18 protein-coding genes are annotated in these 23,985 nt (G+C 46.0%); 8 read left to right on the top strand and 10 right to left on the bottom strand.

Features of this window, described 5'->3' with window-relative positions; genetic code table 11:
• The first annotated feature begins 105 nt into the window (after positions 1–105).
• Complete coding sequence (gene rdgC / locus ACK8OT_RS11495; protein WP_410196657.1) at positions 106–1,017, top strand: recombination-associated protein RdgC; 912 nt, start codon at positions 106–108, stop codon at positions 1,015–1,017.
• 206 nt (positions 1,018–1,223) lie between these two features.
• Here rdgC and ACK8OT_RS11490 read toward each other — a convergent pair whose 3' ends face one another.
• Both ACK8OT_RS11490 and ACK8OT_RS11485 read right to left on the bottom strand, forming a co-directional pair.
• Entirely contained in the window at positions 1,224–1,586 is a 363-nt protein-coding gene (locus tag ACK8OT_RS11490) for a DUF2799 domain-containing protein (RefSeq protein WP_410196656.1), read from the bottom strand.
• A 435-nt stretch (positions 1,587–2,021) separates the two neighbouring features.
• The gene (locus ACK8OT_RS11485) at positions 2,022–2,813 is read right to left on the bottom strand and encodes a hypothetical protein (protein WP_410196655.1); all 792 of its coding nucleotides are present in this window, start codon (positions 2,811–2,813) and stop codon (positions 2,022–2,024) included.
• A 455-nt stretch (positions 2,814–3,268) separates the two neighbouring features.
• Here ACK8OT_RS11485 and ACK8OT_RS11480 point away from each other — a divergent pair, with 455 nt between their 5' ends.
• Positions 3,269–4,228, top strand: a complete 960-nt coding sequence (locus ACK8OT_RS11480; protein ID WP_410196654.1) for an ABC transporter substrate-binding protein — start codon at positions 3,269–3,271, stop codon at positions 4,226–4,228.
• Between the two features lie 7 nt (positions 4,229–4,235).
• Positions 4,236–6,602, top strand: a complete 2,367-nt coding sequence (locus ACK8OT_RS11475; protein WP_410196653.1) for a response regulator — start codon at positions 4,236–4,238, stop codon at positions 6,600–6,602.
• Between the two features lie 13 nt (positions 6,603–6,615).
• Here ACK8OT_RS11475 and ACK8OT_RS11470 read toward each other — a convergent pair whose 3' ends face one another.
• Genes ACK8OT_RS11470 through arcB form a run of 4 tightly spaced genes read right to left on the bottom strand, consistent with a single transcriptional unit; the run spans position 6,616 to position 10,856 of the window.
• Positions 6,616–7,311, bottom strand: a complete 696-nt coding sequence (locus ACK8OT_RS11470; protein WP_410196682.1) for a pseudouridine synthase — start codon at positions 7,309–7,311, stop codon at positions 6,616–6,618.
• A gap of 38 nt (positions 7,312–7,349) precedes the next feature.
• The gene (locus tag ACK8OT_RS11465) at positions 7,350–7,826 is read right to left on the bottom strand and encodes an NUDIX hydrolase (protein WP_410196652.1); all 477 of its coding nucleotides are present in this window, start codon (positions 7,824–7,826) and stop codon (positions 7,350–7,352) included.
• 49 nt (positions 7,827–7,875) lie between these two features.
• Positions 7,876–8,535 (bottom strand): esterase/lipase family protein, encoded by a 660-nt coding sequence (locus ACK8OT_RS11460; RefSeq protein WP_410196651.1) that lies wholly within the window; start codon positions 8,533–8,535, stop codon positions 7,876–7,878.
• Positions 8,532–10,856 carry an aerobic respiration two-component sensor histidine kinase ArcB gene (gene arcB / locus ACK8OT_RS11455; RefSeq protein WP_410196650.1) on the bottom strand — a complete coding sequence of 775 codons (2,325 nt, stop codon included), beginning with the start codon at positions 10,854–10,856 and terminating at the stop codon, positions 8,532–8,534. Before arcB ends, ACK8OT_RS11460 begins: the two co-directional genes overlap by 4 nt.
• Positions 10,857–11,067: 211 nt before the next feature.
• Here arcB and folE2 point away from each other — a divergent pair, with 211 nt between their 5' ends.
• On the top strand, positions 11,068–11,991 hold the full coding sequence (gene folE2 / locus ACK8OT_RS11450; protein ID WP_410196649.1) for a GTP cyclohydrolase FolE2: 924 nt from the start codon (positions 11,068–11,070) through the stop codon (positions 11,989–11,991).
• Between the two features lie 61 nt (positions 11,992–12,052).
• Here folE2 and ACK8OT_RS11445 read toward each other — a convergent pair whose 3' ends face one another.
• Positions 12,053–14,506: a transporter substrate-binding domain-containing diguanylate cyclase gene (locus ACK8OT_RS11445; RefSeq protein WP_410196648.1), complete on the bottom strand. Its 2,454-nt coding sequence runs from the start codon at positions 14,504–14,506 to the stop codon at positions 12,053–12,055.
• Between the two features lie 211 nt (positions 14,507–14,717).
• Positions 14,718–15,647 carry a tRNA modification radical SAM protein MnmL/YtqA gene (mnmL, locus tag ACK8OT_RS11440; RefSeq protein WP_410196647.1) on the bottom strand — a complete coding sequence of 310 codons (930 nt, stop codon included), beginning with the start codon at positions 15,645–15,647 and terminating at the stop codon, positions 14,718–14,720.
• 377 nt (positions 15,648–16,024) lie between these two features.
• Between mnmL and gltB the strand changes: the two genes are divergently transcribed.
• The 3 genes from gltB (at position 16,025) to ACK8OT_RS11425 (ending at position 22,421) form a co-directional block, all read left to right on the top strand.
• Entirely contained in the window at positions 16,025–20,485 is a 4,461-nt protein-coding gene (gene gltB, locus ACK8OT_RS11435; protein ID WP_410196646.1) for a glutamate synthase large subunit, read from the top strand.
• Between the two features lie 9 nt (positions 20,486–20,494).
• Complete coding sequence (locus ACK8OT_RS11430) at positions 20,495–21,910, top strand: FAD-dependent oxidoreductase (RefSeq protein ID WP_410196645.1); 1,416 nt, start codon at positions 20,495–20,497, stop codon at positions 21,908–21,910.
• 91 nt (positions 21,911–22,001) lie between these two features.
• On the top strand, positions 22,002–22,421 hold the full coding sequence (locus ACK8OT_RS11425) for a hypothetical protein (RefSeq protein WP_410196644.1): 420 nt from the start codon (positions 22,002–22,004) through the stop codon (positions 22,419–22,421).
• A gap of 196 nt (positions 22,422–22,617) precedes the next feature.
• Here the strand turns inward: ACK8OT_RS11425 and ACK8OT_RS11420 are convergent, their stop codons facing one another.
• Positions 22,618–22,974, bottom strand: a complete 357-nt coding sequence (locus ACK8OT_RS11420; protein ID WP_410196643.1) for a hypothetical protein — start codon at positions 22,972–22,974, stop codon at positions 22,618–22,620.
• A gap of 302 nt (positions 22,975–23,276) precedes the next feature.
• Here ACK8OT_RS11420 and ACK8OT_RS11415 point away from each other — a divergent pair, with 302 nt between their 5' ends.
• A complete protein-coding gene (locus tag ACK8OT_RS11415) occupies positions 23,277–23,684 on the top strand; it encodes a hypothetical protein (protein ID WP_410196642.1) in 408 nt (135 codons plus the stop codon).
• 9 nt (positions 23,685–23,693) lie between these two features.
• On the opposite strand, the gene ACK8OT_RS11410 is transcribed toward ACK8OT_RS11415, so the two are convergent.
• Positions 23,694–23,981 (bottom strand): hypothetical protein, encoded by a 288-nt coding sequence (locus ACK8OT_RS11410; RefSeq protein ID WP_410196641.1) that lies wholly within the window; start codon positions 23,979–23,981, stop codon positions 23,694–23,696.
• Positions 23,982–23,985 lie beyond the last annotated feature (4 nt).

Below are 23,985 nucleotides of genomic sequence, written 5' to 3'. Positions count from 1 at the left end.
TGAATTTTTCCAACCCTTCTGACACTTTCTAGCCAATGACAAGGACATATTGAATTTGGCTGGCTGAGCAAAACGTGCAGATATTTTTATAAGTGAATCAAGACTATGTGGTTTAAGAACCTACAAATTTATCGTTTTACCCGTCCTTTTGAGCACAATATTGAAGCCTTGGAAAAAACCTTAGCCGACTTTGAATTTACCCCTTGTGGCTCACAAGATGTATCAAAATTTGGTTGGGTTAAGCCGCTGGGCAAATTTGGCCAAACCTTAACCCACGGTGCCGACGGCAACATCTTGTTATGTGTTAAAAAAGAAGAAAAAATGCTGCCGGGCCCAGTGATCAAAGACATGGTAGAAGAAAAGGCCCTTGCCCTTGAAGATGCCCAAGGCCGCCCGCTAAAGAAAAAAGAAAAAGACGCGCTCAAAGAAGACATCATTATGGAGCTGCTGCCACGCGCCTTTAGCCGCACCAGCCAAACCTTTGCTTGGATCAGCCCAAAGTCAGATTTATTAGTGGTCGATGCTTCAAGCAGTAAAAAAGCCGAAGAGCTCATTTCTCTGCTGCGTAAATGTCTCGGCAGCTTACCCGTGGTGCCACTTGGGCTCACCACCCCGCCTGAGCTGACCATGACCGATTGGCTAAACGAAGGCAATATTCCAGCTGGCTTTAACATCGAAGACGAAGCCGAGCTGCGCAGTGCCCTCGAGCACGGCGGCATTATTCGTTGTAAACAGCAAGATTTAACCGCCGAAGAAATCAAAGCCCACCTCGACGCCGACAAGCTAGTGACTAAGCTTGCGCTAAACTGGCAAGAAAACGTGTCGTTCATTTTAGGTGAAGACATGGCCATTAAACGGGTGAAATTCTCTGACGTGCTACGTGAAGAAAACGAAGACATCTCAGGCGACGACTTCGCCGCCCGCTTCGACGCCGACTTTGCCCTAATGACAGGCGAGCTAGAAAACTTTATCCCCGCGCTGGTAGAAGCGCTGGGAGGGGAAGATAAGAAGGCGTAATGTTGAATAACACGGCAGATAAGTTACCTTTTCTTTTACGGATCGCCGTGAAATCATCCTTAATGGCTTAACTGTCGCATCCGTGCGGCAGTTAAGGTCTAAGAAAGTGTCATGTTACGTTCTAAAAACTTAAGCTTTACTCCCTATGTAGCAATTTTTATGAGCAAACGTTTTTATAAGGGATTACCGAAATGAGTAGACAGCTTTCACATCATACCCGATGCTGTAGAATGTCTACCGTTTAACCAATTTTCTCTGAATTTCCATCCATCTTTTCTTTCATCGCATACGCCTTGGTACATTTTTCTGGTTACTCCCAAAATGTATGCATTTGATAATTGGCAATATTCATTATTACCATCTTGATAACCTCGCCGATAATCTAATACTTGCGAATCCGTTAAAGTGGATACTTTTACTAATTCATTAGCTGTTTTTTCTAAGTGCCCTAGCTGGCCATCAATCACACCAACTTTGTACCAGTCTTGAGTTGTAACGGCTGTTTGCTGCTCAGTACTCATGCAGGCTGATAGTAAAAGCACAAAAAATAATAGGCATACTCTTTTCATAACATTCTCCATCATAAGCCTTGTTAAGATAGCACCTCAAATGAAGTGTTAGATACTTTAAATTAATGTGTTCAGCTCAATACTAAAAATAAATACTCACTTTCATAGGGTATTACGCTCCCAGTTATAGTTTGGTTTACATAGGAAATAAGACCGGCACCCATTAGTCAATCAACCCTCGCCCAACGGTCTTGCTCAATTGAATGGAGCTAGAAATAGGTTAGACAAGCAACTAATAAAGAGAGTACGTTAGCCTAGGCTTCTCTGCCCTATATGACAGAGATATGTGCTACAAACTGAGTTTTAGCCTGTGCTAAGTTAAAGGCAGCAAGTAGGAGCAGCAGTCATGCTGCGATAAACGCCATCGCCCATGACTGGGGCTCCTACCTGATGTAGTGAAAAGTAACGCCCCCACCAATTTGCTCAAATAAGCAATTACCACTCACCTATTTTTTCTATCGATAGCACGCTTAGGGTTTTGCTCGGCGTGATATAAGGGCGATTAACAAACTCGATAATGATGTTGTCGCATGATGCGCCCAATGAACCGTCTACACGTTCGCACACTTCGATATTAAATTGGTTTGGCTTGCCTTCACTGACAATTTTGTAGCTGATCTTGGCTTCATCACCACCGGGGAAAGGAAAATTGGCAGCGATACAGCCTCGCAGTGTATTTCGATTAATGTAAATGGTCGCAACTGTGTTATCACCGTTTAAATCTGTTTTTAGTTGACCAAAGCAACCAGCGGGGATCACCCCTTGTGAGGTAACAAACTGACTTTGCTCGATGCGATAGTCAAGGGCGTTTGCGGGCACCTTTTTGCCGGAGTCGCTAAAGTCGGTAATAAAAATCATCGACGCACCGCTGCCCTTAGTGCTGACGGGGTAGGTTTTAGACTGGTAAACAATAGCCATGTTTTGGGCGTTTTTAACCTTGAGGACTTCCGAGTCATCCAACTGATTATCCATCACCTCACCGTCAACAATCAGCTGTACATCCTCGCCATCAACCAAGGCCATAACCCCTTTGGTATTAGAGTTCGCATTAAAGTCTAGTTGCAGACGACTGCCTTGCAATGCCACACTGGCTTGCTTTTCTACTACGCCGTTTCGCTGCTCTATCGCTGTCGCGGAGTAATCACCAAATTGTTTAAAAACCTGAGCTTGCGCGTTAGTGGCAAAGCAAGCCACTGTAAATGCAAGAAGCTTTAGTTTGCTATTCATATTCGACATCCAATCATCAAGTTAGGTTTTAAGAATACACCAATAAATAAAGCCATTTATCAGCATATAGACCTAGAAAAATTGGCCGGCCATCTTTTGCAACCATTAACCAATGATTTCATGCAGCTAAACTCGCGAGGCTTCTTTGTCATCAAACTCAAAATAATAAACCTCATCACTGGGGTATTTTCAGTTATCTCGAAACGAACAAGGGCTTTAGTTAAGTACGCCCATGTCTTCTCTTGCTGAGTTTTCATCTCAACACCTCTGTTTTATACAACACTAATCGCAAGACATATTACGTCACAGCCTTTCTTTGCTTTTAATTGACAAAACATCAAGGCTAATCACAGATCACGTCTAAACTATGGTGCTATGTGATTGCTTTGTCTATTCAAAGATCCTTGACTAAGCTAATAAAAAATAAAAATTAATTATCATATTAAGGGAATGTAATGATCCTTGCTCGACACGCTCTATTTGCCTTCTTTTGCTTAGGTTTAATTAGTTGCTCCGAGCCTGAGCCTAAGGTGCTGCGCATCGGCCTCAATGCTTGGCCGGGTTATGAATACTTGGCTCTGGCCCATGAGTTAGGCTATTACCAAGATGAAGGGCTTAAGGTGAAGATGATCCCATTTCAAACCTTAGCCGATGGCAGACGCGCATTTGAAAAGGGTCAATTTGATGTGATGGCTGGCACCTTGATGGAGTTTTATACCGCACGTGAAGTTGAGGGACTAGATCCGGTTATTTTTATGGTAGCCGATTTTTCAAATGGCGGCGATATGCTGCTTGCACGTAAAGAGATTACAAGCGTTGCCGAGTTAAAAGGTAAAAAATTAGGTTTTGAAGCAGGCTCGGTAGATGTGTTGACCGCAGCGAATGCGTTGGCCTCGGCAGGGCTAAGTTTTAATGATGTGACCCTAGTGCCTCTCCCCCAGCCCAGCAATATTGAAGCATTGCTAAAAGGTGAGATAGCTGCGGCGCAAACCTATCCACCTTTTGCGACCACGGCCTTAGCCGATCCCAATATTGTGCGTTTATTCGACACTAGCCAAACACCCGGTAATATCGTCGATGTGTTATTTACCTCAAGCAAAGTCATGCAAACGCGCCCTCAAGATTTAACTAAAATAGTTAACGCCTTTAATCGAGCTGTAGAGTATCAAACAACCCATCCTGAGGATGCTTATCGTCGTATGGCTAAACGTGAAGGATTAACCACAGAGGAATTTATCGATGCCCTGAGTGGCTTGGTTATCGTTAAACACCATCAACAAGCCGAGTATTTACAACAAGGGAAAATGCTCCAACTTCTCCAAAACACCCACTTAGCCCTGACTGATATTAACGTCATACAAGGCCCGCCTTGCGATAAAAGTTGCTTTACCGATTTAGCGATCACAGTCGAGTAGCAAAGCCATGGTATTTCGCTCACTGCGCAGCCGCTTATTAGGCCCCTTAATCGGTTTTGCCATTGCGGCAACCTTATTAGGCGCGCTCGGTGTCTATCAATTTGCTAAAAAGACCTTAGCCGACAACCTTGCTACTCAAGGCGAACTCATGGCTGCGACACTTGTTGTGACCGCCGAAACCAGCTCTTCGTTAAGTGATTTCCAGCGCACCGTGTTGGCCCTAGCAGCGGAGCCAAGCATTGAACGAATTTGGCTGTTAGACCAAAACTATCAACCCGTCTTTAACACCGACATGACGCCTGCTGTAACGCGTGAAAAAATGCTGAATAATCTTAGCCACCTGATATCCAAGGCCAAAAGTATCGGCGTCAGTGTCAGCGCGGTCGACCCTGAAAATAGTGATTATTTCCATGTAGTTACATTAGTGCACATCTCGGCACTGGAGCAAAACAACACCCTAAACCCAATTCCATCACTGCAAATTATTACCCTGAAAACGCAGCAAAATACCTCACAAGCAATACGTAGTGCCCTACTTTTAATCATGCTGTTTAGCAGTATAGGTACGGTGGCGTTTATCGCGATTTACTTTTTGATTAACCGATTAGTACTCAAGCCAAGCCAACGAATTGTTGCCGTAATGCAAGCCCAGCAACAAAGTGAAGCAATAACCACGAATTTTAAACCCATTCATGAACTTGGCTTAATTGGTGAAACCTTTGACCAACTCAGTCAAACCCTCAGATCAAGAGAAGAATCTCTGCAACTGGCTCTGCAAGAAGCCCAGCAAGCCAACATAGCAAAGAGCGAATTTTTAGCCAATATGAGTCACGAAATTCGCACCCCAATGAACGGAGTAATCGGCATGACCAGCCTATTACTTGAAACCAATTTGGACTCGCAACAAAAAAGCTACGCCAACACGGTGAAAAACAGCGCAGAATCACTACTTGCCATTATTAACGATATTCTTGATTACTCTAAAGTTGAAGCTGGCATGCTGGAATTAGATCGGTTGGAATTTGATCTCGGTGAGTTACTCCATGAAACAGCTAAAACGCTGCATATTAGAGCGCAAGATAAACAGCTACAGCTAATTTGCCCTGCGAGCCCGGTGCTTGATTACTGGTTTGTCGGCGATCCAGGGCGGATTAGACAAATTCTCACCAACCTAATAGGTAATGCCATTAAGTTTACCGAGCATGGTGAAATTGCGGTCTATTTCTCCACGGTTGAAACAAGGTCTGCGCAGACCAAGATAAAGATTGAAGTTACTGACACCGGAATTGGACTCGCGCCGCATCAAATAGAAGGTTTGTTTGATCGCTTTACTCAAGCCGATCTCTCAACTACACGTCAATATGGTGGCACTGGCTTAGGGCTAGCCATTTGCAGGCAACTTGTCACCATGATGGGGGGAGAAATTGGCGTAACCAGTGAGTTAGGCCAAGGCTCTAAATTTTGGTTTACGCTCTGTTTAGAGCGTTGCCAACAGCCTAAAATGCCCCTCAATATGGCCGATATTCGCCGCCTTAATATTCTCGTCATCGATGATATGCCCACTCAACTCGCATTGTTCCAACAACTTATGGATGAGTGGCAAATCGCCTACACGCCAAAACTCTACCAAAAGGAACAGCAAGATGACGACCGGCTTCTGGATGAGATAGCGCATGCCAATCCGCCCTTTGATGTCGTGCTCATTGGCTTTCAGCATTTCGAACAAAGTAAGCTACGCTTATGTCAACAAATCCAGCAAACGCTCAGCAGCAGTAAGCTCATCATTATCTCCAATCGCAGAGCATTACAACAGCTCAACAAACAATCACCACAGCAGGGGGCATTTGTCCCAACGGCTCAACTCGAACAGCCCATCAATCAATCTTATTTGTTTGACGCCTTAGTTGATATCGCAACCCCAGCGCCTGCATTGGCGTCGACCCTTGATGAAGGCCAACCACAGGATTTTCCTCAATTTAAGGCTAACGTGTTAGTCGTTGAAGATAACATCACGAATCAAATGGTCGCGAAAGGCTTCTTGCAACAGTTTGGTATTGATGCAACCTTAGCCGCTCATGGTCAAGAAGCATTAGATCTTTTAGCCATGATGCCGTTTGATCTTGTCTTTATGGATTGTCAAATGCCTGTGATGGACGGCTATCAAGCAACCCAAGCTATTCGTTCATCAGAATCAAATGTGTTGGATCACCAAGTTCCCGTGGTGGCCATGACGGCGAATGCCATGGCCGGCGATCGGGAAAAATGCCTCGCGGTGGGAATGAATGACTTTATCTCTAAACCTATTGATATCAATAAGCTAGAGCAAGCCTTACGACAATGGCTCAGCATAAAACCAAGCCCAGCTAGTACCTAGGCGTGATCTTGTATTAATACCCTAATTGCCGTTTAACAAGGGCCATCTCGCTATCATCTAACTGACGCCACTGTCCTGGCAGTAAATATGCTAACGTCAGATCTAAGATAGCGACTCGCTGTAAATCCACCACACGATAACCCAATACCTGAGCCATCTTACGAATTTGCCGATTTAAGCCTTGGGTTAAGGTAATGGCAAATTGATCCTTAGCCAATCGCTTAACTTGGCAGGGCCGAGTTAGCCCTTCTTTTATTTCAACGCCCGCCGCCATCGCGGTGATAAAAGCGTCATCAAAAACAGGCACAACGCGCACATGGTAGGTTTTAGGGTGATAATAATCCGGATGAATTAAGCGCTGACAAAGCTCACCATCATCGGTGAGCAGTAACAAACCGTGCGAGTCTTTATCTAACCGCCCTACTGGGTAAATGCGCCCTGCATCAGGCGGTAACAAGTGCAATAAACTGGCGCTGTGATGCGCCCTTAAATTACAGTCAACGCCAACGGGTTTGTTAAACAGCCAGTAACTAAACTCCGTGGTTAACGTCAGAGTTTGCCCCGTCAATTGCACCACATCCCCCGCTTTTACATGATCGACATGCTGCGCAATCCGCCCATTGATACTCACGTCACCGGCATCAATATGACGCGAGGCTTGGCGACGCGAGCAATAGCCAGATAATGCAATATATCGAGCCAAACGCATATTTAGTGGGGCATCTGTGACCGTTTGCTTAAGGTTGCTCACTTGTCAATGTCATTCCAAGTGAAGTACTCGGGAGTCTGTGGCAAATCTAACAAGCCTTGCTTTAAAAAAGTGGGATATAGGTTCACCTTGGCTATTTCGCTGAGCTTACACCAACGAAAACGCAGTCTTCCTCCACGTTCAATGCAGACTAAATTGTCATTAATATCGAAAGGGATGTCTGGCTTAAGCTGGGTTAAAAAATAGTGACCTAATTCATGATATTTTAACTCACCGTCAACAAAAAAATTCTCAACTAACCACAAGGGTCGGATCACCTCGCTGACAATGCCAAGCTCTTCCATCAGCTCACGGGTAACTGTCTCTTGAGCAGATTCTAAAAATTCAACTCGACCACCGGGTAAGGTCCAAAAATCATCATTGATGCCTTGGTGAATTAACACATGACCTTGCTCAATAATGACAGCGGCACTGCGAAAATTAAAGCAATGACCATCACGAGTAAAATTTAGCATCTATTAAAATCTCAAGGTTGTTCTTAACATTTGTACGAGTGAGCCATGCTCATTTAACAAAGAGGCCACTGGCTAAAAAAGCACTAATGGCGGTTAACACGCGTCGATTAGTCATCAAAAAGGTATGGGTCACCGGCAGGGTTAAGTGATCTTTCATTCCCTTGATCTTAGTGCTGGTAACACTGACCTTACCATCGTTAGGTCTGGGCATTAACGTCGACAAGATCAAGTTGATGCTGCGCGTCCCCGCAATCACGCCCACTTCATAGTCCACTGCGCCAAGCCGCTTAGGCATGCTCATGTCATCTGTGCCTAATTGTAAACCCGCCTCGCCATTGATCCATTTAAATAGTCGTAAGTGGCCGAGCTTGTCGACAATTTCACTGCCTTGATTGGGCGGTGCTAACATCACCACTTTGCCTAATCGCTGGATTTTATGTTGGGATAAATACGCCCGCACTAAAATACCGCCCAATGAGTGGGTAACAAAGTGAATGGTGTGGCCCGCTTGGCACTGCGCTAGGGCTTGTGGGATCACCTGATTGGCTAAGGTCATCACATCATAATGACGTGACGGATAACCAAGGTTAACCACTTGATAGCCTTCGCGGCGTAAGTGCTTGGCGATGGTATTCATTGAACGCGGCGTTCTGACGAGGCCATGTAGCAAGATCACGGTTTCATTTTTAGCCACAGAGAGTTGGCTCATTGCTGCTCAATCCATTCATATAAGCGTTCAACATTAGCTGGGTATTCGCGTTTTAGCTTCTCAACCCAATCATCAATATTATCCCACCATGCGGGTAAATCCGGTGATTGCGCTTTTTGGGCTAACTCACGCAGCCGCTTTAAACCAACCGAGCCTGCGGCACCTTTGATTTTGTGGGCTTCACTGACGATGCCCGCTTGATCCCTTGCGATTAAATTGGATTCCAGCACGGATAAGTATTCTGGCATTAATTTTTCAAACAACTGAACGCTGCTGATCAAGGTTTCTTTATTCACCGCACCAAGAAAATCACTCAGCATTTCAATGTCCAGCAAAGCCTCGGTGGTGAAAGCCGGTTTTACCTCTCGGGGCGCCATTACAGGCAAAGGCTCGGTGGCAAATAGCTCACTCACCATGTTGACCACCGCTTCCACACTAAGCGGCTTACTGATGGCGTCATCCATGCCCCGCTCTATATATTCACTTGGATCGCTGATGACATTGGCGGTTAGCGCCACCACTGGGCACAAGTCATCTTGATAAGTATCGCGCAGCTTAGCTACCACATCAAAACCACTAAAGTCAGGCAGTTGAATATCTAATAAGATAAGTTGATAACGGTGGCTGGCAACCTTATCTAATGCCGCTTGTCCGGTCATGGCAACAGCGACGCTATGGCCCATTTTTTCCAGCAATGCTTTGGCGACGGTGACATTTAGCTCGACATCTTCCACCAGCAAAATATCTAACTTAGGCAAGGCTTTCACCCGCTCACTGAGTGCATTGACTTGTTTGGGTACGTCGACAATCAACTCAACGGTAAAGGTAGAGCCTTGACCGAGCTCACTTTCCACCTTGATCTCACCGCCCATGGCATGAATAAGCTTAGACGATACCGCTAAACCGATACCCGAGCCCGTTGCTTGCTTGGTTCCCTGTACTTGATAATACATGGAGAAGATTTTTTTCAGCTGATCGCTGGGGATCCCCATTCCGGTATCTTGCACCGCCATGACTAGCTTGGCTTTATCGCCTTCAAGAGGCTGCGCACTGACGCGAATATCCACCCGGCCGTGATCGGTGAACTTGACCGCGTTAGTGATCAAATTCCACATTACTTGGCGCAGACGTGTACCATCGGCTTCAATAAAGTCGGGTAATGTCGTGAGATTTTGACAACTCAAATAAAGGTTTTTTTGCTGCGCTTGAATGTGCGCCAAGCTTTCTAAATCGGACACAAAATCATGGAAATTTAACGGCTGCGGGGCGATTTCTAGCCGCTTCCGGTCAAGCTTATCTAAATCTATGATATCGTTAAATATATTACCTAATGTCGTGGCACTAACATGAATGGTTTTAAGGTATTTCTGCTGCTGTTTGGTCAAGTCACTGTCTAGCAGCATGCGACTTAATCCCACGATCCCATTTAGGGGAGTACGCAGTTCATGGCTAATGGTAGAGATAAAGGTGGTTTTATCTCGGCTCGCCTTTTCCAACTTCTCTTCGTATTTCTTGCGCTCGGTAATATCACGGCCAAATCCGAGTAAGCCTAATCGTTTCCCTTTTTGGTCAAAAAACGGCACCTTACTTAATTCAAAATAGGCTTTTCGACCGGACGGAAATTCCAACCACTGTTCGTAAGTTAATGGTTCGTTGGATTCAAACACGGCAGCATCGGTTTCGATGACGATATCAGCAATATCAGAGCGATATACATCACGTGGCGTTAAGCCAATGAGTTCAGACTCCTTTTTACCAATCAGAGCTTCCATCGCCTTGTTGCAGCCAGAAAAGCTGCCTTTTTCATTGCGGTAGTAAACCAAATCCGGGGAGCTATCGATAAATGAACGCAGTAACGCCGTTTTATCTTCTAGGGTTTGCTGCGCTTCTTCCCGTTGTTTTATTTCATTTTCTAACTCGGTCATGGCTGCACTGCGGGCGCGCTCAGCCTTTTGTCGCTGCTCAAATTCTTGGTGCATTTGCTCTATGGTGGCGGTGAGCTCTTGGGCTCGCTCTAGATCGCGCTCACGCATTTCTTGCAGTTTTTTGACCATCAGACTTGATTTTTTGCGAGCCAGCTCCAATTGATCCACTACGGCAGAAAAAAAGTAAATTGCCCAGGGAGTAATTAATAAGCCGAAAAAAACGGAACGAACTAGGTCTATCTGTTTAATCTCGCCTGACAAAAATAATGTCACCGCGATTTGCACAAATAGCGCCAACAGAATAACGCAGGTCGCCATTAAAAAGCTGAACTTGAAAATCCCCAAACGGGTTAGATAGGAAACATAGAACTGCGACCAAAGTTTCATTTTTTTCATATAATTGCCCTCGTTTATCGCCTCCATAATAAACGACATTGTTGGAAAAACCTTGGTTTTTTATGGTTTTTAATCTCTGCTAAGGGGGGTATAATGCGCCCCTTTAATAAAATTTGAGCTAATTATCCTCGCTCAAATGATAGAATTGCCTATCAATCAGGTAAGCCGCCCTTAGCAGTGCGTATTAGTAGTTATCAGGAGTATCGCCTTAATGTCATCATCTATGCCGGACATCGCAAATAGTGCCTTCGCCCAAAAAGAAGGGCTATTGGACTGGGTTGGCATGAGCCAAATCGAACTACCTTTGATGGTGTCGAGTGACAATCAAGCGGCTCGCCAAGTCAGCGCCAAGGCCGAAGCCTTTGTAAATCTCGCCGACGCCAAAGCCAAAGGCATTCATATGTCGCGGTTATACCTGTTATTAGATCAACTCTCCGTTGAAGGTGAAGTGACCCTAGCGAGCCTAAAGCAATTATTAAACGACTTTTTGGTTAGCCATGATGATTTAAGCAATCAAGCGCACTTAAAACTCAGCTTTGATTATCACTTACGCCGTAAATCACTGATCAGTGGTAAGCAAGGTTGGAAAGCGTATCCTGTGGTACTGACCGCGCGCCAAGAAGATGCAAATTTTAGCCTAGAGCTTGAGCTAAATGTGCCTTACTCTTCAACTTGTCCTTGTTCGGCGGCGCTAGCACGACAGCTGATCCAGCAAGCATTCAGTGACAATTTCAATGGCGATAGCATTAGCAAAGAAGAAGTACATGCTTGGCTAGGCACCACCCAAGGTATAGTGGCCACGCCGCACAGCCAGCGCAGTAATGCACAAGTTAAGATAAAATTAACCGAGCAAAGCCAATACTTACCTATCATTGAACTTATCGATTTAGTTGAGCAAGCACTGCAGACACCAGTTCAAGCGGCAGTTAAACGCGAAGATGAACAAGAATTTGCTCGCCTAAATGGCCAAAACCTGATGTTTTGTGAAGATGCAGCTCGTCGCTTGCAACATGCTCTGACCCCTCGTGACGATTTTGCCGATTTCTGGGTGCGGGTAAATCATTATGAAAGTTTGCATGCTCACGATGCGGTAGCGGTCACCACTAAGGGTGTACCAGGTGGCTTTAAGCCTTAGACTAATACTTAGCGTTACCCCAAAAGCAAATGCCATAAAAGCCCAACGCCATGTTGGGCTTTTATTTTTCCTGCGCTAAATATTGATAATGAAGCACTTGGTTACGGCCATTAGATTTAGCCTGATACAAGGCTAAATCAGCTTGCTCAATCAGGCTTTCACATTCTAATTGCGGCGCTGGGGTTAGCGTGGCGACGCCTAAACTGACGGTAATATGCTGAGCGACTTTTGAATATTGATGTGGAATGTTTTTGTCGGCGACCGCATTGCATATCACCTGCGCGATATAACATGCCCCTTGCGCATCGGTATCGGGTAATAGAATAGCGAATTCCTCACCGCCATAACGCGCCACTATATCTGTAGTGCGTTTAGATGTTTTCGCTAGAGTATCTGCAACCAAACGTAACGCATCATCGCCTTGTTGATGGCCATAGTTGTCGTTGTAAGGTTTAAAGTAATCTATGTCCAATAATATAAGCGACATATTTTGCTCTTGATTAATACAACTGCGCCAGTAGTAGCGCAGCCTTTCATCAAAACTTCGTCGGTTAGCGACTTGGGTTAAGCCATCAATAAAACTTAATTCCTCTAGCTTGCCAATAGCTGTCGCCAGTTGTTGTTCGGTGCCCTTTCGGTCAGTGATATCATGAGTCACCATAAGTATGGCTGGCGCGCTAGTAGACGAAAAACGAAATGGGCTTTTTACCACTTCTAACCATTTTTGCTGGCCATTGGCTAAAAAGACCAATTCTTCGTATTTCACGTGGTCATTTTGAGCAAAGATTTCTTGGTGTTGGCGTTTATTCCAATCAACTTTGTCTTTGGGCAACATGCTGGCTACGGGCTGGTTAATGATTTCTTCTAAGGGCTTTTGAACCAAGGATTGGGCAAACGCTGGATTGGCCATCAAGCAAATCCCCCCTTGATCCACCACGGCAACGGGATCGGGATGATTCACAAACATATTTTGTAAGCCTTGTTTGAGGTGTTGCTGCTTCTCTTGCTCACAATCAGCGCGACTGATGGTTTGTGATTGATTCAAGATAACTAACAAAGCATAGATCTGCTCTTGTTCGTTACGCATCGGGGAAACCATTACGTCTTCTTCTTGTTGCAGTTGCCCTTGCCAAGCAAGTGCTTCAAGAGGCCGCTGACGAGCCAGCTCAACTTTAGATAAAATATCCCTATCGCGTTTGCCTATTACGTCCTCAACCTTGAGCCCGACCAAATCAGACCAAAGGCTATTACAGCTCAACATCACCCCTTGCTTGTCTTTAATACATGCAGGGCTAGTGATCACAGATAACAAGTCTTTTAGTAAGGCTTGTTGCTCAGGTAGCGGTCTAAAGTCAGGTTGCGCGGTAAGCCGACATAACTGGCATAACCACACTTGCTGCTCCCCCCGTTTGATCACTTTGCCGTTAAGGGTAAATAAGTGCCATTGCTGAGTTTGATTATTGAGGCCAACTTGCTGATTAACAATCATTCCTTCAGACAAACTGGTGTTAACTAAGTTGACCAAGGGTTGTAGCCAGCTCGGCGTAGGGGTTTTAAATTGACTATCAGGGGCGCACAAGTCCAATTCATAGGCCATTTTATTGGCATTGAGCAAGTACTTACCATCTAAGCTAAGGAGCAAAGTAGCAAAGGGAATATCATTGATATAGTAGCTTTCTTTACGTCTCAAGCGCTTAACAGCGCGCCAGATAAACAGGATAAAAGCAATGCTGACGACCACAGGTAACAACAGCCACCACCATAACCCAGATAGGGATAGCCAAGTTAAATTAATTTTTTGCAGCTCAGAAGAGCTGATCAGATTGGCGCCCCAGCTGATCCAGTCAATCAACTCACCTTGTAAGGGAGCCACATGAGCCAGAATATCTAACTCAATCAAGGTGTATGAATGCATAAACAAGGTGAGTAGATCATCACTCTGGCCACCGCCCGTATCTAAGCTAAGTGAGGTGATGGCGTCGATTTCGCCCTTCAACAAGGCAAAACTAAGCGACCAAATGGATTGAAAGGGCTTGGCATCGTAATTTATCCGCTGCGCTATGTTCTCGGGTAAAAAGCCCTTATCTTGAATATACCCCAGCACTAATGTATGGCGTTTATCCTGCAAGGCAAGGCTGACTTTGCTTTGCTGCTCAGGAAAGTAATAAAGCTTAATTTTTAGACCAACCAAAGGAATGGCAAGCTGTTCAGGTGCTCTTAGCTCGCTAGATAGACCTACGTAAATATTGCGATTATCCGCCTCTGTTGCCTTAGACAAAGGCACCATATTGACCATAATGCCGGTATGGTGTTGCCATCGCAGCCAATAATCCGTCAACACTCCCATCACCAGATTATCTTGATAAAACCCTAAATATTGGTGCTTATCAGCCACAACCACATTAACCAATTGAGGCTTTTCGGTATCTAAAAGGAGGTTATTGGCAACAGCACATGGCACCAAAGAGGTTAATAACAACCAACAGAGAAATAGCTTGGATCTGATTAGTGACAAAAAACAACCTAAGCGGCGACGCAATAAGTTAACAAAGAAAAGCATTACCACTTGCTACACCAAGTTGGTAAAAATTCACAATTGAAACGCAAAGTAAACATGACATCAGGCCTTTTTAATTTGCTTTTATCTATTATGAATGACTCTCGTTAATTAACCAATGTTTCACCGTTATGAATCAAAAAGTTCCGTGATAGGTCACAAAAATTTTCTAAGAATTAAAGACATATGGATTAGTTGTTTGTGTCCCTTGAGCGCCATTGGCAGCTAAACCTTGCGCCACCCCTATGATGCCTTGCCAGCGATCTTCACACCAAAGCGGAGCAATTAAGGTGGGTTTTCGCGCCGTCGCTGACACACGATGGAAAACGACCTCAGCTGGAGTGCGTTGGATCATCATCACCGCAGCTTGTACATACTCTTCCTTGGTCAAGGCGGTTATTTTTCCCGCCTGATAAGCTTTAGCCATGGTAGAGCCCGCCACTATATGTAAGGGGTGCAGTTTGATCCCATCAACGCCTAAGGCAACCACCGCATCTATAGTGTTTTGATAATCTTGCCGAGTTTCTTCCGGCAGTCCAACGATTAAATGGGTACACACCTTAATGCCTAATGCTCTGGCTTTAAGGCACACCGCTTTATACTCAGCCCAACCATGGCCTCGGTTAACTCGCTTTAAGGTTCTATCATTGCTGGTTTGCAGCCCCAGCTCTAGCCAAATTTCAAAACCTCGTTGCTTATAGCCGGATAACAAATCAAGAACGGCATCAGACACACAATCAGGTCTAGTACCGACACACAAGCCGACAATATTGCGATAGGTTAACGCCTCTTGATAAAGCCGATCGAGAGTCATCACCTCACCATAAGTGCTGGTATAAGCCTGAAAATAAGCCAAATATTTATCACTTTTTCCAGCTAGCTCCTGCGCTTTGACATTCAGCTGTTCGGCAATGGGGGCGGCGGCGATTTGCTCATCAGCAAATGAAGCCACATTACAAAATGTACAGCCTCCTCTACCTAAGGTGCCATCGCGATTTGGACAGGTAAAGTTAGCGTGAATGGTTAATTTTCTTACTGTTTCGCCGTAACGTGACTTTAAATCTTGGCCTAGGGTGTTAACCCAATGGTGTAATTGCATAGCGCCCCCAATCATGAAGCCGACATGCTAAATCAAGCTGGAACAAGGCGATCGGAAGCTAAATCAAAATTAGTGATCTTAGGTAAAAAAAATTTTTTAACATTGATTTAAACTTTTTGCACAAAAAACGACCTAAACTTAAGCTGTAATCACCAAGCTAATTTCGGGTTATAGATTTAACCGCTAAAGATATCTTGATAGACAGCTGAAAGTTATGAAAAAATGCAAATGTTATCAAAGTTAGTTAAATGTAAACAGAATTTGACTCAGCTCATTTTTCTGGTTAGTTTCTCGCCAACGTTAAGTATAAATATCATTGCCAAGCACCCAAACAATTAAAAATAAATACTAAGCAATGATAATCATGGAGCAAACTGATGTCTCTTTATCATCCCTCATTCGAACGCGACAACTGTGGTTTTGGCCTTATCGCGCACACCCAAGGTGAAGCGAGCCATAAACTAGTACGAGTAGCTATATCGGCATTAGATCGCATGAAACATCGCGGCGGTATTTCGGCCGATGGCAAAACCGGTGATGGTTGTGGCCTATTAATGCAAAAGCCCGATAGCTTCTTTCGCGCCATCGCCAAGGAAAACGATTGGCATCTTGGCCGAAATTACGCGGTCGGGACGCTGTTTTTAAGCCAAGATGACAAACTCGCTGATCAAGCCAAGCAAATTATCAGTGAAGAGTTAGCGCGCGAAACCTTAACCTTAGTCGGTTGGCGCGAGGTGCCTGTCGATCAAACTGTGTTAGGCGATATTGCCAAAGCCAGTTTGCCTAATATTCAACAGCTGTTTATCAATGCACCGACCGGTTGGCGCGCGGCAGATTTACAGCGCCGCCTCTATTTAGTGCGCAGACGGATTGAAAAACGCATCGACAACGATGACGTCTGTTACATTGCCAGCTTGTCGAATCAGGTCGTGATCTACAAAGGCTTAGTGATGCCAGAAGATCTGCCCACCTTCTACCTTGATTTGGCCGACATTCGCATGGAAAGCAGTATTTGCTTATTCCACCAGCGCTTTTCCACCAATACCTCACCCCGTTGGCCGCTAGCACAACCGTTTCGTTTGCTGGCTCATAACGGGGAAATAAATACCATAGAAGGTAACCGCCAGTGGGCGAAGGCGCGCTCGTATAAATTTAGCTCGCCCTTATTACCCGATATGCAAGAAGCGGCGCCCTTTGTTAATACCTCGGGCTCGGACTCTTCATCCCTTGATAATATGGTTGAGCTGTTTCTTGCTGGTGGCATGGATCTGTTTCGCGCCTTTCGTTTGGTGGTGCCACCGGCGTGGCAAAAACACCCGTCGATGGATGATGACCTCAAAGCCTTTTACGATTTTAACTCCATGCACATGGAGCCATGGGATGGGCCGGCGGGCATAGTCATGACAGATGGACGCTTTGCCGGCTGTGGCCTGGATCGCAACGGCCTTCGCCCTGCTCGCTATGTGATCACCAAAGACAATTTCATTACCTTGGCTTCCGAGGTGGGTATTTGGGATTATCAACCCGATGAAGTGTTAGAGAAAGGCCGCGTGGGCCCGGGTGAACTTTTTGTTATTGATACCAAAACCGGCAAACTTTGGACCTCATTTGCCATCGACCAAGATCTCAAATGCCGCCACCCCTATCGTCAGTGGTTAAGTGAAAACAGCCAGCGTTTAGTTCCATTTAGTAAAATAGCCGATAACCAAATTGGCGCACGGCAAATGGACGAGCTGACCCTAAAGAGCTATCACAAAACCTTTGCCTATTCGGCCGAAGAAATCGAGCAAGTGATCCGAGTTCTCGGCGAAATCGGCCAAGAGGCCACCGGCTCCATGGGCGATGACACGCCAATGGCGGTATTGTCTCAACGCCCACGCAGCTTATACGATTATTTTCGCCAAAAATTTGCCCAAGTGACCAACCCCCCTATCGATCCTTTGAGGGAAAATCACGTGATGAGTTTGGCCACTTGCATCGGCCAAGAACAAAACGTGTTTAATGAAACCACGGGCCACGCTAATCGCGTGATGTTTGACTCGCCTATCCTGCTTTACAGTGATATTCAGCAGCTATTAGCGCTCGATCAGCAACATTATCAACACGGTGAAATAGACATCACCTTTAGTTCAGCCGAAGGCTTGAGTGCCGCCATCGATAGAGTCACTAAGCAAGCCGTGTCGCTAGCTCAAAGTGGCACTGTGCTGCTTATTTTGTCCGATAAAAATATCTCCCCAGAGCAACTGCCGATCCCAGCGGCGATGGCTCTTGGCGCGGTGCAGCAAGCGTTAGTGAATAATAACTTACGCTGTGACACTAACATCATAGTAAAAACCGCCAGCTGTCGTGACCCGCATCAGTTTGCAGTCTTACTTGGTTTTGGCGCGACCGCCATCTACCCTTATCTGGCCTACGAAACCTTGGCCAAGCTCGTTGATAATGGCACGTTGAATCTCAATCTACGCGATGCCCTTGAAAACTATCGCAACGGCATCAACAAGGGCTTATACAAGATCATGTCGAAAATGGGCATTTCGACCGTGGCCAGCTATCGTTGCTCACAGCTATTTGAAGCCATCGGCATAGACCAAGAGGTGATAGAGCGCTGCTTTAAAGGGGTTAGCTCGCGCATCGCAGGCGCTGGCTTTGTTGACTTTGAGCAAGATGCCTTAAGACTCAATAAACTCGCCTATATTCACCGCAAACCACTTGAGCAAGGCGGTTTGCTCAAATACGTCCATGACGGTGAATATCACGCCTATAACCCAGATGTCGTCAGCAGCTTACAGGTCGCGGTTAAATCGGGTAACTACAGCGATTATCAAGTGTTTGCTAAGCATGTGAATGATCGCCCCGTGTCGAGTTTACGCGATTTAATGACGCTTACGGGACAGCATCAACCCATTCCACTTGAGCAAGTTGAAGCGCCCGAGTCCTTGTATCAGCGCTTTGACTCGGCGGCCATGTCGATTGGTGCCTTGGGGCCAGAAGCGCACGAGGCGCTCGCCATAGCCATGAACACCTTGGGCGGTCGCTCAAACTCGGGGGAAGGCGGTGAAGATCCTGCGCGTTTCAGTGATTTGCGCTTATCGAAAATCAAGCAAGTTGCCTCGGGTCGCTTTGGGGTTACCCCGCACTATCTGATGCATGCAGAAGTGATCCAAATAAAAATAGCGCAAGGAGCAAAACCGGGCGAAGGCGGTCAATTACCCGGCCATAAGGTCACCACCCAAATTGCTAAACTGCGTTATTCAAATCCGGGCGTGGCACTGATTTCGCCGCCGCCTCATCACGATATTTACTCGATTGAGGATTTAGCTCAGCTCATTTTTGATATCAAAGAGGTTAACCCCACTTGTTTGGTGTCGGTTAAGTTGGTTTCCGAGCCGGGCGTAGGCACTATCGCCACCGGTGTGGCCAAGGCTTATGCCGACCTGATTACTATTTCGGGTTACGATGGTGGCACCGGTGCCAGCCCACTCACCTCGGTTAAATATGCGGGCAGCCCTTGGGAGCTAGGCCTAGCCGAAACCCATCAAGCCTTGGTGGCCAATAATCTGCGCCATAAGGTAAGACTGCAAGTGGATGGTGGCCTAAAAACCGGCATGGATGTGATCAAAGCGGCGATCTTAGGGGCAGAAAGCTTTGGCTTTGGTACTGGGCCTATGGTGGCATTAGGCTGTAAATACCTGCGCATTTGTCATCTTAATAACTGTGCAACGGGGGTCGCTACGCAAGATGAAAAACTGCGCCGCGACCATTATCACGGCCTGCCTGAAATGGCGATGAATTACTTTAAGTTCATCACCCAAGAGGCGCGTGAAATCATGGCCGAGTTAGGCATTAAACAGCTGACGGACTTGATTGGTCGCACGGATTTACTGAGCGTTAAACCAGGTGAGAGCCAAAAACAAGCTAAGCTCGACCTGTCGGCCATTCTTTATGCGCCAAAAAATGAGGCGGGTCATGCGCTCCATTGCACTCAAGACAATCCGCCTTTTGATAAGGGCGAGCTTAATCGCAAACTCGCGAAGCAACTTGGCGAAGCCATAGCAACGAAATCGGGCGGCATCTATCGCCACCCGATACGCAATACCGATCGCTCGGTGGGCGCACTGATTTCCGGCATGATCGCCAAACAGCATGGTAACCAAGGCATGGCGGGCGATCCGATTAAAGTCATGTTCAATGGCACCGCGGGACAAAGCTTTGGCGTTTGGAATGCTGGCGGCCTTGAACTTTATCTCACAGGGGATGCCAATGACTACGTCGGTAAAGGCATGGCGGGCGGTAAAATCGTGATCCACCCCCATTCAGGGGTTGCGTTTGCTTCTCATCAAGCATCCATCATAGGCAATACCTGTTTGTATGGTGCAACCGGTGGCCAGCTGTTTGCAGCAGGCTGCGCCGGTGAGCGTTTTGCGGTGCGAAACTCTGGCGCCCACGCCATTGTTGAAGGCATAGGCGATAACGGCTGTGAATACATGACAGGCGGTATCGTGACTGTATTAGGCGAAGTGGGTGTTAACTTTGCTGCGGGGATGACGGGCGGCTTTGCCTATGTACTCGATGAAGCCGGAGACTTTAGCGAGAAGCTTAACAGCGAATTGGTGGAAGCCATCGAGTTAGAGGATTTAATTATTCACCAAGAGCATTTGCGCGGTTTAATCAACCTACATCTTGATGAAACAGGCAGCAGCAGAGCCGAATACATTTTGGCGCATTTTAATGAGTTTTTACCTTTATTTAGACTCGTTAAACCTAAATCAGCTGAACTGTCTTCACTGCTAGGTCATCGCAGCCGTTCAACCGCAGAGCTTAGGGTTGATGCCCAGTAAGGAATTGTTATGAGTCAAAATGTGTTTCAATTTATCGATGTACAACGCATTGATCCGCCGAAAAAGCCAATTCAGGTGCGTAAAGAAGAGTTTGTCGAAATCTACAAACCCTTCAATGACAATCAAGCGCAAATGCAATCGGATCGCTGCTTAGAGTGCGGTAATCCTTATTGTCAGTGGAAATGTCCCGTTCATAACTACATTCCCAACTGGTTAAAGCTGGCCACCGAGGGCAAGATTTTAGAAGCGGTGGAATTATGTCATCAAACCAATAGCTTGCCTGAAGTATGCGGCCGAGTCTGCCCACAAGATAGACTGTGTGAAGGGGCATGTACCCTCAATGATGACTTTGGCGCGGTGACCATAGGTAATGTAGAAAAATACATTACCGAAAAAGCCTTTGAAATGGGCTGGCGCCCCGATATGTCGCAAGTGGTTGCCACCGATAAAAAAGTTGCCATAGTCGGTGCTGGCCCTGCGGGCTTAGCCTGCGCCGACATTCTTGCGCGTGGCGGCGTGAAAGCCGTGGTATTTGATCGCTACCCAGAAATTGGCGGTTTACTGACCTTTGGCATTCCACCGTTTAAGCTGGAAAAATCCGTGATGATCCGCCGCCGTGAAGTGTTCAGTGCCATGGGCATTGAATTTAAACTTAACACCGAAGTGGGTAAAGACGTGGCTTTTGAAGATTTACTCAACCAATACGACGCCGTGTTTGTCGCTACGGGTACTTATACTAACATGCGTGCGGGTTTGGCCAACGAAACCGCGCCGGGCGTTTATGATGCCCTGCCCTTTTTAATTTCCAATGTAAATCGCTTGATGGGCTTTGAAAACTCCCCTGCTGAATTTATCGATATGAAAGATAAAAAAGTGGTGGTACTCGGCGGTGGTGATACCGCCATGGACTGCGTTCGTACCTCGATTCGCCAGCAGGCTGCCAGTGTTGCCTGTGCCTATCGCCGCGATGAAGCCAATATGCCCGGCTCTAAACGTGAGGTGCAAAACGCGCGTGAAGAAGGCGTTGAGTTTATCTTTAACGTGCAGCCGACCGCCATTGAGCTAAACGAACAAGGCGCGGTATGCGGCGTCAAAATAATCAAAACCCAACTGGGTGAGCCTGATGAAAATGGCCGTCGTCGCCCCGAGCCCATTGTTGGCTCAGATGAAGTATTACCAGCCGATGCTATTATCATGGCCTTTGGTTTTCAGCCCAGTCCTGCCCCTTGGTTGGCCCAGCACGGGGTTGAATTGGATCAATGGCAACGCATAAAAGCGCCAGAAAAAGGTGCTTTCGCTTTTCAAACCAGCAACGAAAAAATCTTTGCCGGCGGGGATGCAGTGCGCGGCTCAGATCTGGTTGTCACGGCCATAGACGAAGGCCGTAGAGCCGCCGATGGAATAATGACTTACCTTGGCGTGTAGCTTTTTATCGCAACGACTTGGGCTTAACAACTTGATTTTACAAGTCGTTGCGATGATATTAAGAACACAATTAGCCAAAGTGAGAAAACTCATGCAACCCAATCAATCTATTTATTGCAAAGCCTTGGCCATTGCAGCCATCTCCCTTTCCGGCTTATTTCCAGTTCAGGTATTCGCCGTTGGCTCAAACCCGATCATAGAGTGTAACTTCACCCGCTCCAGTGATCAGTTTGGCATTAACCAAGAAACGTTAACGCTCAAATTTGAACTTGATCCGCTCGGGCCCACGGGCTATTTAATTGAGCCTTCAGGAGCCAGTAAGGAAGTCAAACTTATCTACAAAGGAAATGGCGCTGCTTTTGTTGATCAAAGTAGTACGGGCGAGGTATTTGTCACTTCAATCGACCGCCATTTAAATGCGGTGCATTCAAGTCACCGAGTGAGCTTACAGGGCTCGTTGTTTGCCAAGCAGTACTATGGTCGCTGCATCAGTAATAAACCTTGGTCGTAGCTTAACTGTTCACTTACGCACCTTGTGCTTCTGCTAAAGACTAGGGCTAGGGAGCTGCAAGGTGAAAGGCACACTAAAAAAGCTGTCTTAATCAACAAACTCAATAAAGCTCTGCTGACAATCCGACATGGCTCAAGGGTATTCGTTCCACAGTAGAGTAGCTTAGCGGCCCCGGCTCGGTTCACGCTAAATTTGCTTAAACCTCTACGAATGTTGCATCGGGGCAGGCACTCGCGAGCCGTCCTATAACAGCGCTTGCTAAGTATGCAGGCACACCAAAATCTAGTGCACCATCTGAGCTATTAAAGAGTGATAAACAAGTACCACTCATCGGATCGGTTGCAAGCTGAATACGGGCGATAGAAGAGGCTTTTATCACCGTCCCTCGTGTTCTAAACAAGCGCTCTACATAAAACTTGCGAATGGTTATTTCGTCTCCATCTATCTCGATAATTGCCTCGAGGCTTGAGCACCTTTGTTCGAAAAGTCCGTTCAACAAGGGAAAGACAAAGGCGATACATAGGACAAAAACAATAATAAAAATAATAATCATAGCATTAACACCTTTGAGTTAACTCCAGTCTGCCGCAGCTGTGCTTTTAGGGGCTATTATCTGCAGCCAGTAACCTAATTGTACTTATTGCCAATACAAAGTTGCTGTTATTTATGCCTATCCACCTTGACCATTTATATCCAATGCGCAACGAAACTTTTATCCCACAGCGAAATGATGGCCTTGTCAATCCAGAGAGGTGAAGAGCGAAAACACGAACAGCAACAAAAAATAACAAATACATCATCGACAGCCAACTATCCTCTGTGAATAATAGTGGCTTTTCTTAACATGGAACCACTATGAAAATACTTATCTTAATCATGGCCACGTTTTTATTTTTAAGTGGCTGTCGTGTTGGTGATGAGATAGAAACAGCTAGCAAAAATGTCAGCACCGAGCGCGTCTGGGTGTTTGCTCAATTTAATGTGCCCGAAGAAAATGACGGACTTGAAAGCTATTATTACTATGGTCACGTTGCCAAACCCATCTTTGATGCGATAAGCGAAAACCAGATCAGCGATGGTTTTATTATGCTAAGAAAGGTGCGTTATTGGGGTGATGATGATCGAGTGCATGAATATCAAGATAGTCAAGACAGCGGCAATTTGGTGTTTCGCATTGCCGATATCCGCCGCATTAAGCAAATCAATCAAGATCCCCTACTTGATCCTGAAAATAAACAAGAAGTCATTGAATTTCAGCAGTAGTTTGCTTCTTTAAACGATGGCCTGTTCATTCTGCAACAGGCCATTGCGCACTAGACCGCGACGCACGTTGCGACACAGCTTAATAAAGCGTTCAAGGTCGGCAAAATTGGGCTTTTGGCCTTGAGCGATACTTGTTTTCCAACCAATGATTTCCATTTCCACCAGCTCTAACAGCTTTTTAGTACAAACCTCGCAATGATCGCTGCAAATGCTCGACTCCGGCGCTTGAAACGGAAATTCGGCCTCAACCTTTGCCATTAAGGCCAACATCACTTGTTCGCAACTGGGTTTTGTCATGCGC

Source organism: Motilimonas thetidivivens, assembly GCF_046452435.1.
Classification (GTDB): Bacteria; Pseudomonadota; Gammaproteobacteria; order Enterobacterales; family CBDFNC01; genus Motilimonas.
The sequence above is the reverse complement of the archived record's forward strand: the minus strand, read 5'-3'. Positions and strand labels throughout refer to the sequence as shown.